15 protein-coding genes are annotated in these 18,429 nt (G+C 52.9%); all 15 read left to right on the plus strand.

Annotated features, from left to right (window positions below; all coding sequences use genetic code 11):
- Positions 1-161: 161 nt before the first annotated feature.
- The 15 genes from KP80_RS00590 to pdeR all read left to right on the plus strand — a co-directional run bounded on the left by KP80_RS00590 (position 162) and on the right by pdeR (position 18,386).
- Positions 162-701 (plus strand): fimbrial protein, encoded by a 540-nt coding sequence (locus tag KP80_RS00590; RefSeq protein WP_052281621.1) that lies wholly within the window; start codon positions 162-164, stop codon positions 699-701.
- 53 nt (positions 702-754) lie between these two features.
- On the plus strand, positions 755-1,441 hold the full coding sequence (locus tag KP80_RS00595; protein ID WP_052281622.1) for a fimbria/pilus periplasmic chaperone: 687 nt from the start codon (positions 755-757) through the stop codon (positions 1,439-1,441).
- Positions 1,442-1,461: 20 nt separating this feature from the next.
- Positions 1,462-4,011 (plus strand): fimbria/pilus outer membrane usher protein, encoded by a 2,550-nt coding sequence (locus KP80_RS00600; protein ID WP_072129020.1) that lies wholly within the window; start codon positions 1,462-1,464, stop codon positions 4,009-4,011.
- Positions 4,012-4,563: a fimbrial protein gene (locus KP80_RS00605; RefSeq protein ID WP_052281623.1), complete on the plus strand. Its 552-nt coding sequence runs from the start codon at positions 4,012-4,014 to the stop codon at positions 4,561-4,563.
- A 22-nt stretch (positions 4,564-4,585) separates the two neighbouring features.
- On the plus strand, positions 4,586-5,656 hold the full coding sequence (locus tag KP80_RS00610) for a type 1 fimbrial protein (RefSeq protein ID WP_072129027.1): 1,071 nt from the start codon (positions 4,586-4,588) through the stop codon (positions 5,654-5,656).
- 167 nt (positions 5,657-5,823) lie between these two features.
- On the plus strand, positions 5,824-6,486 hold the full coding sequence (locus tag KP80_RS00615; protein WP_082221699.1) for a helix-turn-helix domain-containing protein: 663 nt from the start codon (positions 5,824-5,826) through the stop codon (positions 6,484-6,486).
- 183 nt (positions 6,487-6,669) lie between these two features.
- Positions 6,670-8,319 (plus strand): ABC transporter substrate-binding protein SapA, encoded by a 1,650-nt coding sequence (gene sapA, locus KP80_RS00620; RefSeq protein WP_052281626.1) that lies wholly within the window; start codon positions 6,670-6,672, stop codon positions 8,317-8,319.
- Positions 8,316-9,281, plus strand: coding sequence for a putrescine export ABC transporter permease SapB (sapB, locus tag KP80_RS00625; RefSeq protein WP_052281627.1), 966 nt, complete (start codon positions 8,316-8,318; stop codon positions 9,279-9,281). The genes sapA and sapB overlap by 4 nt, the downstream gene beginning before the upstream one ends.
- The gene (sapC, locus tag KP80_RS00630) at positions 9,268-10,158 is read left to right on the plus strand and encodes a putrescine export ABC transporter permease SapC (RefSeq protein ID WP_052281628.1); all 891 of its coding nucleotides are present in this window, start codon (positions 9,268-9,270) and stop codon (positions 10,156-10,158) included. Before sapB ends, sapC begins: the two co-directional genes overlap by 14 nt.
- Positions 10,158-11,150, plus strand: coding sequence for a putrescine export ABC transporter ATP-binding protein SapD (gene sapD, locus KP80_RS00635; RefSeq protein WP_052281629.1), 993 nt, complete (start codon positions 10,158-10,160; stop codon positions 11,148-11,150). The genes sapC and sapD overlap by 1 nt, the downstream gene beginning before the upstream one ends.
- A 1-nt stretch (position 11,151) precedes the next feature.
- Entirely contained in the window at positions 11,152-11,958 is an 807-nt protein-coding gene (sapF, locus tag KP80_RS00640) for a putrescine export ABC transporter ATP-binding protein SapF (protein WP_052281630.1), read from the plus strand.
- A 123-nt stretch (positions 11,959-12,081) separates the two neighbouring features.
- Positions 12,082-12,870, plus strand: coding sequence for an enoyl-ACP reductase FabI (gene fabI, locus KP80_RS00645; RefSeq protein WP_052281631.1), 789 nt, complete (start codon positions 12,082-12,084; stop codon positions 12,868-12,870).
- 206 nt (positions 12,871-13,076) lie between these two features.
- Positions 13,077-14,234 carry a carboxymuconolactone decarboxylase family protein gene (locus KP80_RS00650; RefSeq protein ID WP_052281632.1) on the plus strand — a complete coding sequence of 386 codons (1,158 nt, stop codon included), beginning with the start codon at positions 13,077-13,079 and terminating at the stop codon, positions 14,232-14,234.
- An 81-nt stretch (positions 14,235-14,315) separates the two neighbouring features.
- Positions 14,316-16,250 (plus strand): exoribonuclease II, encoded by a 1,935-nt coding sequence (locus tag KP80_RS00655; RefSeq protein ID WP_052281633.1) that lies wholly within the window; start codon positions 14,316-14,318, stop codon positions 16,248-16,250.
- Between the two features lie 150 nt (positions 16,251-16,400).
- A complete protein-coding gene (gene pdeR / locus KP80_RS00660) occupies positions 16,401-18,386 on the plus strand; it encodes a cyclic di-GMP phosphodiesterase (protein ID WP_052281634.1) in 1,986 nt (661 codons plus the stop codon).
- The last annotated feature ends 43 nt before the right edge of the window (positions 18,387-18,429 follow it).

Genomic DNA, 18,429 nt, shown 5'->3' on the forward strand with positions numbered 1-18,429 from the left:
CAAATAATCACCGAAGATGGCTTTTAAAAGATTGAAATCCATTTCCGGGACGCCAATAATACCTATTAATATATACTTCGCCATTACACAGCTTGTAATGTCATTGTTCCACAATTCATTTTTTATATATCTAACGCTTAATTCATTTTGGAATTAAATAAATGTTAATCAACAAACCCCTCACATTCTGTGCATTGACGCTCTGTGGCATTTTTGCTGCTAATGCCGCAGACAGCAATACCATTACATTCACAGGCACAGTCATTGAAGATGCTTGTACCATTTCAATCAATAACGGCAATGCCACGCTGGATTTAGGTTCAACCTCAGCCAGTGATATCGCCATAGCAGGGCAAACAGGCGCACCGAAAGAGTTTCAGGTCAGTTTAACCTCCTGTCCAGAAGCCGCTGCAGGTGTACCGACTAAAGCATTTATTAAATTTACCGGTAAAACAGATGGTAATCAGACCTACTTTATAAATGATACCACCAGCGATACCCCAGCAACCAATACCGGCGTCATGATTAAAGATAATCACGGCACCGCCATTGTGAGTAACGACGGCAATACTCAGATCGATTTACCTGCCGCAGGTGGCGATATCAACATGCAATACACTGCCATGCTGGTCGCTACGGCAGATCTGCCAACCAAAGGTGATGTCTCCAGTACGATGACCTACACCGTTAGCTACGAATAATTAATCGGCAAGTGCTAAATCCTCATTTAGCACTTGCTTTAATGAGTATCTAAATGAATCTTTTAAAACTTGCTCTTATTCCTGTTATCAGCGGCCTATATATTAACAGTGCTGCGGCGAGCGTGACCATCGGTGGTACTCGGATAATTTATGATGGCAGTAAAAACGAGACCTCGTTATCGGTCGAAAATAAAGATAAAGTCAGTAATCTGGTGCAATCCTGGATTACCCCTGCCGACGCCAGTACGCCGGGAAAAGAGGCAATAATTGTTACCCCGCCCCTATTTCGTCTGGATGTCGGCGATAAAAATGCATTGCGTATTGTCCGCTCAGGATTGCCAATGCCGGAAGACCGCGAAAGTATGTACTGGCTAAATGTGAAAGGCATACCCTCCACCGGTGACATTCAACCTGGTAATTCGGTACAAATTGCCGTCAATTCCCGAATTAAACTCATTTATCGTCCAAAGTCACTCTCTGGGACGTCCCCGGAGCAATTTACACAAAATATCAAATGGTCTATTTCAGCAGGCTCACTCATCGTCAATAACCCGACGAATTACTACATGAACTTTGCTGTGGTTAAAATTAATGGTCAGGTCATCGACAATGCTACCTGGGTGTCACCAAAATCTACAGCCAGCTTCAAATTAGCCTCGGGGATCACCGGCGGGAAGATATCGTGGAGGCTGTATAACGATTTTGGAATGGCCGGAAAAGAACACACCGCGTCAATTTAAATTGATATTCAAGAGTGAGCATGAGTCGATTATTAATATCAACACCGCCCCTCATTTTATTAATTATTTATTCCTCAAGCGAAGTAGCGTCTGCCCGGGAGCACTTCAACCCGGCGCTACTTGAAACAGGACAGGGAATATCTGCTAATGTCGATCTTTCAGCTTACGAGAGAGGCTCGCAGGCGCCCGGAAAATATCGCGTTGATATTTATCTCAATAATAAGCAAGTAGACACGCGTGACGTCGATTTTATCGAGCAAATTGCCTCCGCCGATAAAAGCAACCTCATCCCCTGCCTTTCGCTGAAACAGCTAAAGGAATGGGGCGTAAAAATTGATGAATATCCTGGCATAGCGACTGATGACAGCCGCTGTGCCAATCTCTCGGCGATCCCCGCAGCCGCTACGGAACTTCAGTTTTCTCGTCAGCGTCTGAATATCAGTATCCCGCAGGCGGCTCTGCTCTCACGACCTAAGGACTATGTGTCCCCTGATAAATGGGATGAGGGCATTTCCGCCCTACTGCTTAGCTATAACCTGAGTGGTATCACGACCCGTAAGCGCAATAGCAGCGGCCAGGATGGCGACAGTCAATATGGCAGCTTTCATCCAGGCCTCAACATAGGCCCCTGGCGATTCAGGAATTTTACCACGTGGAACCATGATAATACCGGGGAGAACAACCTTGATTCCGTATACAACTATGTTTCCCGAGACATCAAGTCGTTAAAAAGCCAGTTAGTGCTTGGGGATAGTAATACCAAAAATGACGTCTTTGATAGCCTTGCGTTTCGCGGTGCCTCGCTCGCATCTGACGATGACATGACGCCCGATAGCGTCAGAAACTATGCGCCCGTGATTCATGGTATTGCTAAATCCAATGCCGTCGTGACCGTGATGCAAAATGGCCACAGTATTTATAAAACAACGGTGGCGCCTGGCGCATTTGAAATTAACGACCTCTTTTCCACCGGCAGCGCGGGCGATCTTCAGGTTGAAATTAAAGAGTCAGATGGCAGCGTACAGACACTTATCGTTCCATACGCCTCATTACCGGTACTGCACCGGGAAGGCCATTACGATTACAGCATCGTCGCCGGTAGAACTCACGTCGGTAGCGGTAAAGAAGCCAGCTTTACACAATCTACGCTCATCTATGGTCTGCCACATGGCCTGACGTTATACGGTGGCGTGCAATATGCCGATATCGACTACACCGCGCTATCGGCCGGGCTGGGCGAAAACCTGGGTAACTTCGGTGCCCTCTCTTTTGACATCACTCAGGCCTGGTCAAAACCTTACCGCACAGGCATGGACGACACCCGAACTCAGTCCAACGATAGCGGCCAGTCTCTTCGTTTGCGATACAGCAAAGATATTCTGACGACCGGCACCAATTTCAGCATCGCCGGGTATCGTTACTCTACCCGCGGCTATATGTCGCTTCCGGACGTGCTGCAAAGTTACGATGATACGAATTTTACTGGCCACAGCAAAAACCGCACCGAATTTACTATTTCACAAGACATCGTGTACGGTTCGATTGCCGCTAGTTATGTCAATGAGCATTATTGGGATAAGAGCCGCATGTCATCCGTCAGCGTCAGCTATAACAATAGCTGGCGCGGTATAACTTACGGATTCAGCTATACCTATAATCTGAATAATGATGACAATACGGATAGCGACGACGTCCACAATACAAGCGACAGCAGTGACGAGCGCCAATTTTCCTTTAACCTCAGTATTCCCTTCGACTCGTTTTCATCAGGCAGCTTTGTTAACTACAGCCTGAATAACACCCGTCACGGAGCAACAACGCACAACGTCGGCATTTCCGGTACCGCGCTGGCTGACAATAGCCTGAACTGGAGCGTTCAGGAAGGCTATTCCAACGACGACAATCAAACCAACGGCAGTCTCTACGGCAATTATCAGGGCCGTTATGCCGAGCTCAGCAGCGGCTATGCCTATGACGGCAATAGCCATCGACTGAACTACGGGATTCAGGGCGGTATCGTTGCGCATAAAAATGGCATTACGCTGGCACAATCACTGAACGACACCATCATATTAGTCAATGCCCAAGGGGCAAAAGACGTTCCCGTCAGCAGTCAGACGGGCGTCATGACCGATAGCCGTGGTTTTGCCGTGGTTCCCTACGCCAATCCTTATCACAAAAACAGTATCTCTTTGGATACTGAACAGATAACCAGCAGCAACGTCGATCTGCACGATACCACCCAATACGTTTACCCCACCCGTGGCGCCGTTGTAGAGGCAGGATATCGTGCCAGCATTGGCTATCGCGCCCTGTTCACATTGATACAGGCAAATGGCAAACCGGTGCCATTTGGCGCGATGGTGAGCCCGACCGGCACGCCAACGGAGAAAGACAACAGCAGCATTGTTGGCGATGAAGGGCAGGCTTATTTATCCGGCTTGCAAGACACGGGGAAACTGCAGGTTAAGTGGGGAACCACCCGCGTAACCCAATGCGTTGTGAACTATTCATTGCCTAAGAAGAAAAGTCTCTCGGGTATCGAAATACTGCATGCTGAGTGCCTCTAAATGACGCTTCATTTATTGAAAAAAACCTGTACGGCAAGTCTGGTAAGCGTTCTGTTAAGCGGACCCGCTTTGGCCTACAACACCAGCGATACCATTCAGGTACAGGTGATGGGGCAAATCGTGACTGCGGTTTGCGAAGTTGCCGTTGATAGCACCGTCGACCTTGGTCAAGTCGAAAGAAGCGATCTTTCTATTCCGGGCGGGAACAGCGGCTCCGTCACCTTTGCGGTCACACTGACCCAATGCTCACCGGAGCTAACGCAGGTCACCATTGGTTTTAGCGGCACGCCCTATACCGCCGATCCTGCCTACGCTCAGGCGATTTACGCCAATGAACTCGCCGACGGTGCCTCCGATGTTGGCCTTCAACTTCTCAATCTGGACGGCAAAACGATGGTTAATTTAGCCAACGGCGTGAACTACACCATGCCACTGGATGCAGGGGTCGATAGCAAGGTGCTGCACTTTATGAGCCGAATGTATACCCCGCACGGCACACCCGGCGCAGGCGACTTTAAAAGCGCCGTGACGCTCAACTTTACCTATCAATAATAATCACGGTACTCAGATGCACATGAAGACAAAATGGCTACTCTTTCTCTTTTCCCTGCTGGTATTCACCCAGCATAGTCTCGCTGCCTGCAAACGCGGTGGCGGCGTGTTTGCCGATAAAAGCATGGCCACCTCAACAGTCGCGCTACCCGCAAACGTGGTGGTCGAAAGCCGGAGTTACGCTGCCGGCGAAAGCATTTATCAATCGGGCTGGAAGGCAGGGTCCAATGATGACCTCACCATTGAAGGCTGCGGCAGGAACTATGTTGTCGGCTTTTTCTATCTCAACAGCCCACAGGTTGATAGTGCTGCAGGCACCCAGGTCATGCCCACCAATATTCCTGGTCTTGGTGTAAAAGTCACAACCCAAAATCAGGCGGGGCCCTACGATGGCGTGATGGCCATTGATAATGACTGGCACGACGGTGACGGTAAAAGTACCCATACGCTAAGTAATTCACAATATCAGGTTGAACTGGTGGCGCTTGGCGGCCCTATTTCATCCGGCAATCTAACCTTCAGCAGCCCTCTTGCCCAGGTTGAGTTTCGTGAAAGTAAAAGCCATAGCAACGGCGATGTCGCCTCAAACGTGGTGCTGACCAATACCGCAGTGACCGTTAAAGCGATGGGCTGTAACGCCGATGTTTCCTCAATCAGCTTTAATTTTGGCATGATCAAGCTGGCGGCATTTGATGCCGCAAGTAAAGTTTCCGCCCCTGATACGCAGAACATCACCCTAAGCTGTGAGCCTGGCACCAACGTCTCTTTATCCGTCAATGCAACGGCAGCCGCGGGAGATAACGCTAATAATACGGTGTTAGCCTTAACGGGTGCCGGCAGTGACGGCGTTGCCACCGGCATAGGCGTACAGTTAGGGTTAAAAGCCAGCGGCTACGATAGCGGTGCAAATGGCCTGCCTCTTAACCAAAGCATTCCTTTGTTCACCTCTTCAAGAAGCGGTGTGTCCTACAACAGCGGCGGAGCCTCCGCTCAGGAGCAGCTAACCTTCAGCGCCAGCTACTATAAAACCGCAGCAGCAGTAACGGCGGGATCGGCAAATGCCACCGCGGTGCTTTCGCTAACATATAATTGATATGAATATTTTCAACCATAAGTAATATAAAAACAGAATATATAATGCACACGCATGCGGTAATTATGAATTTATGATTTAGTGAAAAGCGATTTACAGTTCATGTGATGATTCATACCATTCATAACTTGTTTTATGTGAATTAATATATCAAGGACGATAAATTCATGAATAATTCAATAAGAAATTCCGCGCATCAACTCTGGGGAGAAAAGCCGATTCTCCACTACCACATCATTATGGATACCATCCTGCCGCTGGCGAGAATCATAGACTGTCCCAAAAATAAAAAACTTAACCTGATTCACTCTGGACAAGACGTTTGCTACTTTTTATTCGAAGGCTACGCCGCGCTGTGCCGAAGTCCTGATGGTCTGGTGCTCAGCAATATCCGTACCCCGCATATTTTCGGTCTCAATAACATCATCTTGCCGTATATCGAAAAGTATTATATCCGGGCAGAGAAAGAGTGCGTGATCATGATGGCCGATGCGTTGGCCGTTAAAAAAGCCATTGAAGATAACAATCTCTGGGAGAGTCTGGCCATTATTCTGGCCTACCAGTCATATGAATTCAGCAGCATCATCAATCTGTTCACCGGGCGTTCCAGTTATGAACTGATTTGCTACCAAATCATCGCATTAATGAATGAACCCGCAGAGATCCGGATGAACGTGACGCCTGCCCAATACATTATGGATAAAACTCTACTTTCACGCAGCTATGTGATGAAAATCATCGCCCAACTCAAGCACAGTGAAAAAATTACGATTGAAAACAAAACGCTAGTCTGCGCAACGCCACTGATTAACGAGCTAGCACAGCATTAACGCCCCTATACTGGCGGCCACACCCAGCCCTCTATTCTCATGTTGAACAGAGGGCAGAAACCTTCTTTTATTCAGATAACCCTACTCGACTGGCGACTTTTAAGGCAGTTGAATTCATACATTTTCCCCTGACCGCCGTAAGTGCGATACACTTTGCAGATCAATCGAAAAAACAATGAAACTATGCGCCTGAATTTGTCACCTTTACTGGCAGCACTGGGGTTAATCTGCGGCCAGGCGATTGCCGCACCGCAACCGCTCTCCCCGCCCCGTGCCGACATACGCGACAGCGGCTTTGTCTACTGCGTTAGCGGGCAGGTTAACACCTTTAACCCGCAAAAAGCGGGCAGCGGACTGATTGTGGATACTCTGGCAGCTCAGCTTTACGATCGCCTGCTGGATGTCGATCCCTATACGTATCGCCTGGTACCGGAGCTGGCTGAAAGTTGGGAAGTCCTGGACAATGGCGCGACCTACCGCTTCCATTTACGCAGCGATGTTCAGTTCCAGACCACCCGCTGGTTTACCCCAACGCGCGCGCTCAATGCCGACGACGTGGTATTTACCTTTGAGCGTATTTTCGACCGCAAGCATCCGTGGCATAACGTCAACGGTAGCGCCTTCCCCTATTTTGACAGTCTGCAGTTTGCCGACAGCGTGCAGAGCGTTCGCAAGCTGGACAACCATACCGTTGAGTTTCGTCTGACGCGTCCGGATGCATCGTTCCTTTGGCATCTGGCCACCCACTACGCCTCGGTCATGTCAGCAGAATATGCCGCGAAGCTGACTCAGCAGGATCATCAAGAGCTGCTCGACCGCCAACCGGTTGGCACCGGCCCCTTCCAGCTTGATGAGTACCAGGCTGGGCAATATATTCGCCTGCAGCGTCACCCTAAATTCTGGCGAGGTACGCCGTTAATGCCGCAGGTGGTGGTTGACCTGGGGTCCGGGGGAACCGGACGTCTATCGAAACTGTTAACCGGCGAGTGCGATGTCCTGGCCTGGCCTGCCGCCAGTCAGCTCACTATTTTACGTGATGATCCGCGGTTACGCCTGACGCTGCGCCCGGGCATGAACATTGCCTATCTGGCGTTTAATACCGACAAACCTCCGTTGAATAATCCCGAGGTGCGTCATGCACTGTCGCTGGCCATCAACAACCAGCGTCTGATGCAATCGATTTATTACGGTACCGCTGAAACCGCGGCCTCTATTTTGCCGCGCGCTTCCTGGGCTTACGATAACGAAGCTAAAATTACCGAATACAACCCGAAAGAGGGTCGCCGACGGTTGCAGGCGTTGGGAATCGACAAGCTAACGCTGCACCTGTGGGTGCCAACCAGTTCACAGGCATGGAACCCAAGCCCGCTCAAAACTGCGGAACTTATTCAGGCGGATATGGCGCAGATTGGCGTGAAAGTGGTGATTGTGCCGGTTGAGGGACGTTTCCAGGAAGCCCGGTTGATGGACATGAACCACGACCTGACGCTTTCTGGCTGGGCCACAGACAGTAACGACCCGGATAGCTTCTTCCGTCCGCTGTTGAGCTGCGCGGCCATCAACTCGCAGACGAATTTTGCCCACTGGTGCAATCGCGAGTTTGACAGCGTACTGCGAAAAGCGCTGGATTCGCAGCAGCTGGCTTCACGCATTGATGCCTATGATGAAGCACAGCAGATTCTGGCACGCGAACTGCCTATTCTGCCGCTCGCCTCTTCGCTGCGTTTGCAGGCCTATCGCTACGACATGAAAGGACTGGTGCTGAGTCCGTTTGGCAATGCTTCATTCGCGGGCGTATCACGGGAAAAAGAAGAGAAGGTGCAGAAACCATGATTATTTTCACCCTTCGTCGCCTGCTACTGCTACTGGTCACGCTCTTTTTTCTGACCATCGTCGGCTTTTGTTTAAGCTACTTTACGCCGCACGCTCCGCTGCAGGGAGCATCGCTGTGGAACGCCTGGGCATTCTGGTTCGATAGCGTAATGCACTGGGACTTCGGCGTCTCCAGTATCAACGGCCAGCCCATTTCCGAACAGCTTCGTCAGGTTTTTCCAGCGACCATGGAGCTGTGCATCATGGCCTTTGGCTTCGCGCTGCTGGTCGGTATTCCTGTCGGCATGCTGGCGGGGATAACCCGCAATAAATGGCAGGATAAAGTTATCAGCTTTTTCGCCCTGCTCGGTTTTTCTATTCCGGTATTCTGGCTGGCGCTGCTGCTCACGCTGTTCTTCTCGTTAACGCTGGGCTGGCTGCCGGTGTCCGGTCGCTTTGACTTGCTCTATGAAGTCAAAAATGTCACCGGTTTTGCGCTGATTGATGCCTGGCTGTCCGACTCGCCATGGCGTCACGAGATGATCATGAGCGCCCTGCGCCATATGGTGCTGCCGGTGCTGACTCTGGCCGTCGCGCCAACCACCGAAGTGGTTCGACTGATGCGCATCAGCACCATTGCTATTTACGATACCAATTACGTGAAAGCGGCTGCCACCCGCGGGGTGTCGCGCCTGACCATTCTGCGTCGCCATGTGTTACACAACGCACTGCCGCCGGTGATCCCACGTTTAGGGCTGCAATTTTCCACCATGCTGACGCTGGCGATGATTACCGAAATGGTCTTTAGCTGGCCTGGACTTGGGCGCTGGATGATCAACGCCATTCGCCAGCAGGACTACGCGGCGATTTCTGCGGGCGTGATGGTAATCGGTGCATTGGTGATCATTATTAACGTGATCTCCGATATTTTGGGTGCTATGGCTAACCCGCTGAAACATAAGGAATGGTATGCCTTACGATAGCGTCTACCTTGAAAAGCGGCCGCCGGGCGCACTGCGCACCGTGTGGCGCAAATTCTACGGTGATACCACCGCCATGATTGGCTTTTACGGCTGCATTGGGCTGGTTGTTGTCTGCGTATTCGGCGGCTGGTTTGCCCCGTACGGCATCGACCAACAGTTCCTGGGGTATCAGCTGTTACCGCCGTCATGGTCGCGCTATGGAGAAGTGTCCTTCTTCCTGGGGACCGACGATTTAGGCCGCGACGTACTGAGCCGCTTGCTAAGCGGTGCTGCGCCAACGGTTGGCGGTGCCTTTGTCGTGACGCTTGCTGCCACGGCATTTGGCCTCGTACTGGGTGCGTTTGCCGGATCAACCCATGGTTTACGTTCTGCGGTACTTAACCACATCCTGGATACCCTGCTGTCGATCCCTTCTCTGCTGCTGGCGATTATTGTGGTGGCCTTTGCTGGCCCGCATCTCTCCCACGCTATGTTTGCTGTGTGGTTGGCCCTGCTGCCGCGTATGGTGCGTTCCATCTATAGCATGGTGCACGATGAGCTGGAGCGTGATTACGTTATCGCGGCCCGCCTCGACGGCGCTACCACGCTGAATATTCTGTGGTTCGCCATTTTGCCTAATATCGCCGCGGGCCTGGTCACCGAGATCACCCGCGCCCTGTCAATGGCGATCCTCGATATCGCCGCGCTCGGTTTCCTCGATCTTGGCGCGCAGCTGCCGTCACCAGAATGGGGCGCGATGCTGGGCGATGCGCTGGAACTGATTTATGTAGCACCGTGGACGGTGATGCTGCCGGGTGCCGCAATCATGGTTAGCGTACTGCTGGTTAACCTGCTGGGTGACGGCATTCGCCGCGCCATTAATGCGGGGGTGGAATAATGCCATTACTTGATATTCGCAATCTCACCATTGAGTTTAAGACCAATGATGGCTGGGTAAAGGCCGTCGATCGCGTCAGCATGACGCTGGCGGAAGGCGAAATCCGCGGGCTAGTTGGCGAGTCGGGTTCAGGCAAAAGTCTTATCGCAAAAGCCATTTGTGGCGTGAACAAGGACAACTGGCGCGTCACCGCTGACCGCATGCGTTTTGATGATATCGACCTATTACGCCTTTCTAACCGTGAACGTCGTCGGCTGGTTGGGCACAACGTGTCGATGATCTTCCAGGAACCGCAGTCATGTCTCGACCCGTCTGAGCGCGTCGGCAAACAGCTGACGCAAAACATTCCCGGCTGGACCTTTAAGGGCCACTGGTGGCAGCGTTTTGGCTGGCGTAAACGTCGCGCCATTGAGCTGCTGCACCGCGTCGGCATCAAAGATCATAAAGATGCTATGCGTAGCTTCCCCTACGAGCTGACCGAAGGGGAATGTCAGAAAGTGATGATCGCCATCGCGCTGGCTAACCAGCCGCGCCTGCTGATTGCCGATGAGCCGACCAACGCCATGGAGCCGACCACTCAGGCGCAGATCTTCCGTCTGCTGACCGGCCTTAACCAAAATAACAACACCACTATTCTGCTGATTTCACATGACTTACAGATGCTGACCCACTGGGCGGATAAAATTAACGTCATGTACTGTGGGCAAACGGTAGAAAGCGCTCCCAGCGAGGAACTGGTCAGTATCCCTCATCATCCTTATACCCAGGCACTTATCCGCGCCATCCCGGATTTCGGCCGTTCGATGCCGCATAAAAGCCGTTTGAACACCCTTTCGGGCGCGATCCCACTTTTGGAACAGCTGCCCATGGGCTGCCGCCTTGGGCCTCGTTGCCCCTACGCCCAGCGTAAATGCATTGAAACCCCGCGTCTGACGGGAGCGAAGAATCACCTGTTCGCCTGTCATTTCCCGCTCAATATGGAGAAAGAGTGACATGGTCGAAACCTTACTCGAAGTGCGTAATCTGAGTAAAACCTTCCGCTATCGCACCGGTTGGTTCCACCGCCAAACGCTTCAGGCGGTGAAGCCGTTAAGCTTTACCCTGCGTGAAAAACAGACGCTGGCGATTATTGGCGAGAACGGTTCCGGTAAATCGACGCTGGCCAAAATGCTGGCCGGTATGGTTGAACCGACCACCGGTGAGCTGCTGATTGATGACCATCCGCTTGAATATGGCGATTATTCGTTCCGTAGCCAGCGTATTCGCATGATTTTCCAGGACCCGAGCACCTCGCTGAACCCACGTCAGCGTATCTCGCAAATCCTCGATTTCCCGCTGCGTTTGAATACCGACCTCGAACCGGAAGATCGCCGTAAACAAATTATCGATACCCTGCGGCTGGTCGGGCTGCTGCCAGACCATGTGAGCTACTATCCCCATATGTTGGCCCCAGGGCAAAAACAGCGTCTGGGGCTAGCACGTGCGCTGATTCTGCGCCCCAAAGTCATCATCTGTGACGAAGCGCTGGCGTCGCTGGATATGTCGATGCGTTCGCAACTTGTTAACCTGATGCTGGAATTACAGGAAAAACAGGGTATCTCTTATATCTACGTCACCCAGCATTTGGGGATGATGAAACACATTAGCGATCAGGTTCTGGTGATGCATCAGGGCGAAGTGGTCGAACGCGGCAGCACGGCTGACGTGCTCGCCTCCCCGCTTCACGATTTAACTAAACGGTTGATTGCCGGGCATTTTGGCGAGGCACTGACCGCCGATGCGTGGCGCAAAGACCGCTAGTCAGACCGCGCTGTAGTGGTCGGAGTAACGATTTCTGGCGACTCATGCTAGAATCGCCGCGATTTAACGGCCGTCTGCGTTTTTAACAGGCTGCCATAACAATGAATATAAGGATTAATAGCTATGGGTTTTCTTTCCGGTAAGCGCATTCTGATTACTGGCGTCGCCAGCAAACTGTCCATCGCCTACGGTATTGCACAGGCAATGCGTCGCGAAGGAGCTGAACTGGCGTTCACCTACCAGAACGACAAACTGAAAGGCCGTGTAGAAGAGTTCGCTGCCTCTCTGGACTCCAGCATTGTGCTGCCGTGCGATGTGGCTGAAGATGCGAGCATCGAATCCCTGTTCACTGAACTGGCAAAAGTATGGCCGAAGTTTGACGGCTTCGTTCACTCCATCGGTTTCGCTCCAGCAGACCAGCTGGACGGTGACTACGTGAACGCAGTCACCCGTGAAGGCTTCAAAATCGCTCACGACATCAGCGCATACAGCTTCGTTGCAATGGCCAAAGCCTGCCGCAGCATGCTGAACCCAGACTCTGCCCTGCTGACGCTGTCCTACCTGGGCGCAGAACGTGCGATCCCTAACTACAACGTGATGGGTCTGGCAAAAGCGTCTCTGGAAGCGAACGTACGCTACATGGCTAACGCCATGGGCCCAGAAGGTATCCGCGTGAACGCCATCTCTGCGGGTCCAATCCGTACGCTGGCCGCTTCCGGTATCAAAGATTTCCGTAAAATGCTGGCACATTGCGAAGCAGTGACCCCAATCCGTCGCACTGTGACCATCGAAGACGTGGGTAACTCCGCCGCCTTCCTGTGCTCTAACCTCTCCGCTGGTGTTTCCGGCGAAGTCCTGCACGTTGACGGCGGTTTCAGCATCGCTGCAATGAACGAGCTGGAACTGAAATAAGTTTACTGCACTAAAAACCGGGGTCGCCGCTCGACGCGGCCCCGGGGATTCCCCCTATCCCGCCTTTGTTATTCCTGTAAGTTATTAATTAGCACCGAACAATATTTTCTCCCTCGTCACGCATGCGCCAGGATAATTACCCATAACGATCCGGCAACATCATTTTTGAAGCGGCTGGCTCGCCACCTTCAAATCAAGGAACTCCCATGGAGCCACGCCACGTTTCCGGCAAAAACCACTGGTATCATGAAACCCAGTCCAGAACCCAGCACAGCGATGTGATGCCGCTGGTTCCTGAAGCCGCGCACGTTGACGACCGATTTTTACTCGATTTGGCGCTGCCTGATGCCCTGCAAAGCGCTGGCCAGCAGTGGCTCTGCGCGGCACGCCAGTTAGCTAACACGCTTTTCCCCGATGCCGTTGCCACCAGCCGACTGCGCACCTTCAGCGCCTACGACCGCTTAAGCACCGCCTTGACCGTCGCCCAGGTTTCCGGCGTACAGCGCCTGTGCAACCATTACGCCGCCCGTTTGGCACCATTGCCTGGCCCGGACTCCTCACGTGAGAGCAACCGCCGTCTGGCGCAGATAACCCAATATGCGCGCCAACTGGCAAGCTCACCGTCGATAATTACGCCAAGATCGCGACAGCAGCTGGACGATGTTGGGCTCACACAGCACGATATTATCCTGATAAACCAGGTTGTCGGTTTTGTCGGCTTCCAGGCGCGTGTCATCGCGCTATTCCAGGCCTATATGGGCTTCCCGGTGCGTTGGATCCCCGGTATGCCGATACAGGAAGATGCCGATGGCGGACCGTTCCAGCAGGAAAACCTGCCGTGGCACACCGATATGGATGTCATCGAGGCGCATCAAGCCAATACCCCACAGGGTGAAGCGCTTGCTCGTTGGCTGCATGTCCCTGAACTGACGGCCCTGGCGCCCGTTCTCGCCCAGGAAGAAGCGGTACTCAACCGTTTGGGCGAGCTGATCGACGCGCTATCGTTTGCCCATCCACTTCAGCCGCTTTTTTCGCTGATTCCCGCGCGGATTAACGGTAGCGTCAGCTGTTTTAATGACTACAGTAGCCAGTGGCAAGGTGCCAGCGGCCTGCCGGAGGCGGTACGCAACGGCGAGCGGGCAATCCAGGCATGGTGTCACCATTATCCCTGTGAACGCGCTGTAGCGCTGGCAACCCAGTTGCTCACCCGCGCACCGGACCGTTTTAGCACCGCTCAGTTGACACCCCTCATTGAACAAGGGCTTTCCACGCCGGATGCCATTGCACTGCTCGCCTGGAGCGCGTTAAGCGGCTGGTTAAACCGCCTGCGCATCGCGCTTGGCAGCGCGCAACAAGTTACGTAAAAGGGTGAAACAGCGCTTGCTGCGACCCCTGGATTCGCGTAAAAATGTCAGCCGCTCTTTTGGCCACGAAAATAGAACATTATGCTTCAGGATAACCCGCTGCTCGCGCAGCTAAAACAGCAACTTCATTCCCAGACGCCACGTGCAGAAGGGGTCGTTAAAGCCACGGAAAAAGGTTTCGGTTTCCTCGAGGTAGACGCGCAAAAAAGCTACTTTATTTCGCCGCCGCAGATGAAAAAAGTGATGCACGGCGACCGTATTATTGCTGTGATCCACGCCGATAAAGGGAAAGAGAGCGCCGAGCCGGAAGAACTGGTTGAGCCGTTCCTGACGCGCTTTGTGGGGAAAGTTCATCGTAAAGATGATCGTCTGTCCATCGTGCCCGATCACCCGCTGTTAAAAGATGCCATTCCTTGTCGCGCTGAGCGCAGCGTGACACACGATTTCAAAGAGGGTGACTGGGCCGTTGCAGAAATGCGCCGTCATCCACTTAAAGGCGACCGTACTTTCTACGCCGAGCTGACCAAATTCATCACCTTTGGCGATGACCACTTTGTTCCGTGGTGGGTCACCCTCGCCCGCCATAACCTGGAAAAAGAAGCGCCAGACGGCGTCGCCACCGAGATGCAGGATGAAGGGCTTGAGCGTCGCGATCTGACCGCGCTCGACTTCGTCACCATCGACAGCGCCAGCACCGAAGATATGGACGATGCGCTGTATGTTGAAGAAGGCGCAGATGGCAAACTGCTGCTCACTGTCGCTATCGCCGATCCTACGGCCTGGATTGTTGAAGGCAGTAAGCTTGACGATGCTGCGAAGATTCGCGCATTCACCAACTACCTCCCGGGCTTTAACATCCCGATGCTGCCGCGTGAGCTGTCCGACGATCTGTGTTCGCTGCGAGCCAACCTGGTACGCCCGGTTCTGGCCTGCCGCATGACGCTCTCCGCCGACGGTACCATTGAAGACAATATCGAATTCTTTGCCGCCAACATCGAGTCCAAAGCCAAACTGACCTACGACGATGTTTCGGGCTGGCTGGAAAATAGCGGCAATTGGCAGCCACCGAGTGAGGCCATTGCCCAACAGATCGCCCTGCTCGCCCGCGTTTGCCAGGTGCGTAGCGAATGGCGTAAAACCCACGCGCTGGTCTTTAAAGATCGCCCTGACTACCGCTTCGTATTGGGCGAGAAAGGCGAAGTGTTGGATATCGTCGCTGAACCGCGTCGTATTGCGAACCGCATTGTCGAAGAGTCGATGATTGCCGCTAACATCTGCGCTGCCCGCGTGCTGCGCGATAAACTCGGCTTTGGCATCTACAACGTCCACACCGGTTTTGCCCCAGACAACACCGAAGCGCTGGCCGCTCTGTTGAAAACGCACGATGTTCATGTCGATCCGGTTGAAGTGCTGACGCTGGAAGGCTTCTGCAAACTGCGCCGCGAACTGGATGCTCAGCCAACCGGCTTCCTCGATAGCCGTATTCGTCGCTTCCAGTCGTTTGCGGAAATCAGCATTGAGCCAGGCCCGCACTTTGGTTTAGGTCTTGAAGCCTACGCCACCTGGACATCGCCAATCCGTAAGTACGGTGACATGGTCAACCATCGTCTGCTGAAGGCAATTATCAAAGGTGAATCCATTGCTCGTCCGCAGGATGATGTGACCGTACAGATGGCCGAGCGCCGCCGTCTCAACCGCATGGCGGAGCGCGATGTGGCCGATTGGCTGTATGCGCGTTATCTCAAGCCGCAGGCCGATACAGAGACGCGCTTTGCCGCTGAGATTATCGATGTCAGCCGCGGCGGTATGCGCGTGCGTCTGGTCGATAACGGCGCCGTTGCCTTTATCCCGGCCCCCTTCCTGCACGCCGTGCGTGATGAGATGGTATGTAGCCAGGAAAATGGCACCGTGCAGATCAAAGGTGAAGTGGCCTATAAAGTCACCGATGTCATCGATGTCACCATTGCAGAGGTTCGCATGGAGACCCGCAGCGTGATTGCCCGTCCGGTTGTCTAATCCGCACTAAACGGCCCTCCGGGGCCGTTTTTTTTATCTTCCGCACATCTCCCCACTTTTTTCCCAGCGAAATCGCGAAAAACGTTCACACTAATTACCAGGGTTTAGGTTTCCGGGCACACTTGAACGCGGGTGTAAATGGGAGAAAAAATGACTCAGTCTTTGGCGCAGAATCTTCTTGATCCCAATACCGGTGAAACCAGTCTCTATTGGCGGCTATCACGCGATAACCCTATCCTACACCTCAGTGTTGACCCGGACTCCACTGCCGAACTCACGGTAACATTGAGTGAAGATAATGTCCGCCGTATCCAGGCGATGACCGTCACCACCTCCAGCGCCGCCGTGAATATCCAGCTCAATGGCTACGACGTCCCTGTTCACTTGATTGGTCGAAAAATCAGTTGTACCGAATGGGCCGGGACGGCTTCTTCCTGGTTTGATACTTCTTCCGTCGCCCGCGACCTGCTTCAGGGTTTACTTTTCGCCGAGCAGGTTGTGTCTGAGGCCAATGCGGTGATCGTCATCCTCGATCGCGATGGAAAAATTCAACGCTTCAACCGCTTGTGCGAAGAGTACTCCGGTCTGAAAGAGCAGGATGTGATTGGCAAAACGGCGTTTGAACTGTTCATGACCAACACCGAAGCCGCAGCGGCAAGACATAACGTGACCCAGTTTTTTTCTAACGGCGGCCCCTATGAGGTTGAGCGTTGGATAAAAACGCGCAAAGGCCCGCGGCTGTTTTTGTTCCGTAACCGCTTTGTCCACAGCGGTAGCGGTAAAAATGAAATTTATCTCATTTGTTCAGGCACCGATATTACCGAAGAGCGCCGCGCACAGGAACGCCTGCGGGTACTGGCGAATACCGATACGGTGACCGGGTTGCCTAATCGCCACGCGATAAATGAACTTATCGGTGACGCGATTGACCATCGTAGCCCCGAAGAACAAATCGGCCTGGTGTACTTTGATCTCGATAACTTCAAGAAGGTCAACGACGCCTACGGCCATATTTTTGGCGATCAGCTGCTGCAATCGGTAGCGCTGTCCATTTTGAGCTGTCTTGAAGAGGGTCAGACGCTCGCCAGGCTCGGGGGCGACGAGTTTATCGTCCTGGCGACCAAAACATCTCAGAGCGCGTTAGAGGCGATGGCATCACGTGTGCTTACCCGGCTTCGTGACCCTTTCCGTATCGGACTGATCGAAGTGTATAGCGGATGTTCGCTGGGGATTTCTATCGCCCCACAGCACGGCCAGGACCGGGAAAGCTTGATTCGTAATGCCGATACCGCTATGTACACCGCAAAGGAGAACGGTCGTGGGCGTTTTAGCGTCTTTACGCCGGAAATGAATCAGCGCGTATTTGAGTACTTATGGCTGGATACCAATCTGCGTAAAGCGCTGCAAACCGATCAACTGGTGATTCATTATCAGCCGAAAGTGGCGCTGGATGGCACAGTACACAGTCTGGAAGCGCTGGTACGCTGGAATTCACCGGAGCGTGGGCTTATCCCACCGATGGACTTTATCTCCTACGCGGAAGAATCGGGGCTCATCGTACCGCTGGGGCGATGGGTTATGCTGGATACGATTCGCCAGGCGGCGCTCTGGCGCGATAAAGGCATCAATCTGCGGATCGCTGTGAATGTCTCGGCCAGGCAGTTGGTCGACCAATCGATCTTCAGCGAGCTCACTCAAGCCCTCAAAGCACAGAACTTTGATCGTTGCCCGATCGATATTGAGTTAACCGAAAGCTGCCTTATCAATAACGCCGAACAGGCGCTGGAGGTCATCCAGCAGTTCCGTTCGCTGGGCGCACAGATCCATCTCGATGATTTCGGCACCGGCTACTCTTCTCTGTCACAGTTGGCGCGCTTTCCCATTGATACCCTCAAACTCGACCATACCTTTGTGCAGCGCGTGCATGACCGTTCAGTTTCGCAGTCACTGGTGCTGGCGATCATTGCCGTGGCTCGCGCGCTAAATTTGCGTATTATTGCGGAAGGGGTTGAAGACGTCGCCGATGATCTATTTTTGACGCAAAATGGCGTCGATGAACGCCAGGGTTACCTTTTCGCACGCCCCATGCCCGCCGCCGAGCTTGAACACTGGCTGCAGGCGCATTTGGGGTTATAAGCTAAGCCATTTTTTCACTTCTCTTTTGGCAGTATTTTTTGCA

Source organism: Kluyvera genomosp. 1, assembly GCF_001266615.1.
GTDB classification, from domain to species: domain Bacteria; phylum Pseudomonadota; class Gammaproteobacteria; order Enterobacterales; family Enterobacteriaceae; genus Kluyvera; species Kluyvera cryocrescens_A.

Bases quoted from the DNA above. Each gene is read 5' to 3' on its own strand.
- sapB (WP_052281627.1), top strand. From the start codon at position 8,316: ATGATTATTTTCACCCTTCGTCGCCTGCTACTGCTACTGGTCACGCTC.
- KP80_RS00610 (WP_072129027.1), top strand. From the start codon at position 4,586: ATGAAGACAAAATGGCTACTCTTTCTCTTTTCCCTGCTGGTATTCACC.
- sapD (WP_052281629.1), top strand. From the start codon at position 10,158: ATGCCATTACTTGATATTCGCAATCTCACCATTGAGTTTAAGACCAAT.
- KP80_RS00655 (WP_052281633.1), top strand. From the start codon at position 14,316: ATGCTTCAGGATAACCCGCTGCTCGCGCAGCTAAAACAGCAACTTCAT.
- sapF (WP_052281630.1), top strand. From the start codon at position 11,152: ATGGTCGAAACCTTACTCGAAGTGCGTAATCTGAGTAAAACCTTCCGC.
- KP80_RS00600 (WP_072129020.1), top strand. From the start codon at position 1,462: ATGAGTCGATTATTAATATCAACACCGCCCCTCATTTTATTAATTATT.
- pdeR (WP_052281634.1), top strand. From the start codon at position 16,401: ATGACTCAGTCTTTGGCGCAGAATCTTCTTGATCCCAATACCGGTGAA.
- sapC (WP_052281628.1), top strand. From the start codon at position 9,268: ATGCCTTACGATAGCGTCTACCTTGAAAAGCGGCCGCCGGGCGCACTG.
- KP80_RS00605 (WP_052281623.1), top strand. From the start codon at position 4,012: ATGACGCTTCATTTATTGAAAAAAACCTGTACGGCAAGTCTGGTAAGC.
- fabI (WP_052281631.1), top strand. From the start codon at position 12,082: ATGGGTTTTCTTTCCGGTAAGCGCATTCTGATTACTGGCGTCGCCAGC.
- KP80_RS00595 (WP_052281622.1), top strand. From the start codon at position 755: ATGAATCTTTTAAAACTTGCTCTTATTCCTGTTATCAGCGGCCTATAT.
- KP80_RS00615 (WP_082221699.1), top strand. From the start codon at position 5,824: ATGAATAATTCAATAAGAAATTCCGCGCATCAACTCTGGGGAGAAAAG.
- KP80_RS00650 (WP_052281632.1), top strand. From the start codon at position 13,077: ATGGAGCCACGCCACGTTTCCGGCAAAAACCACTGGTATCATGAAACC.
- KP80_RS00590 (WP_052281621.1), top strand. From the start codon at position 162: ATGTTAATCAACAAACCCCTCACATTCTGTGCATTGACGCTCTGTGGC.
- sapA (WP_052281626.1), top strand. From the start codon at position 6,670: ATGCGCCTGAATTTGTCACCTTTACTGGCAGCACTGGGGTTAATCTGC.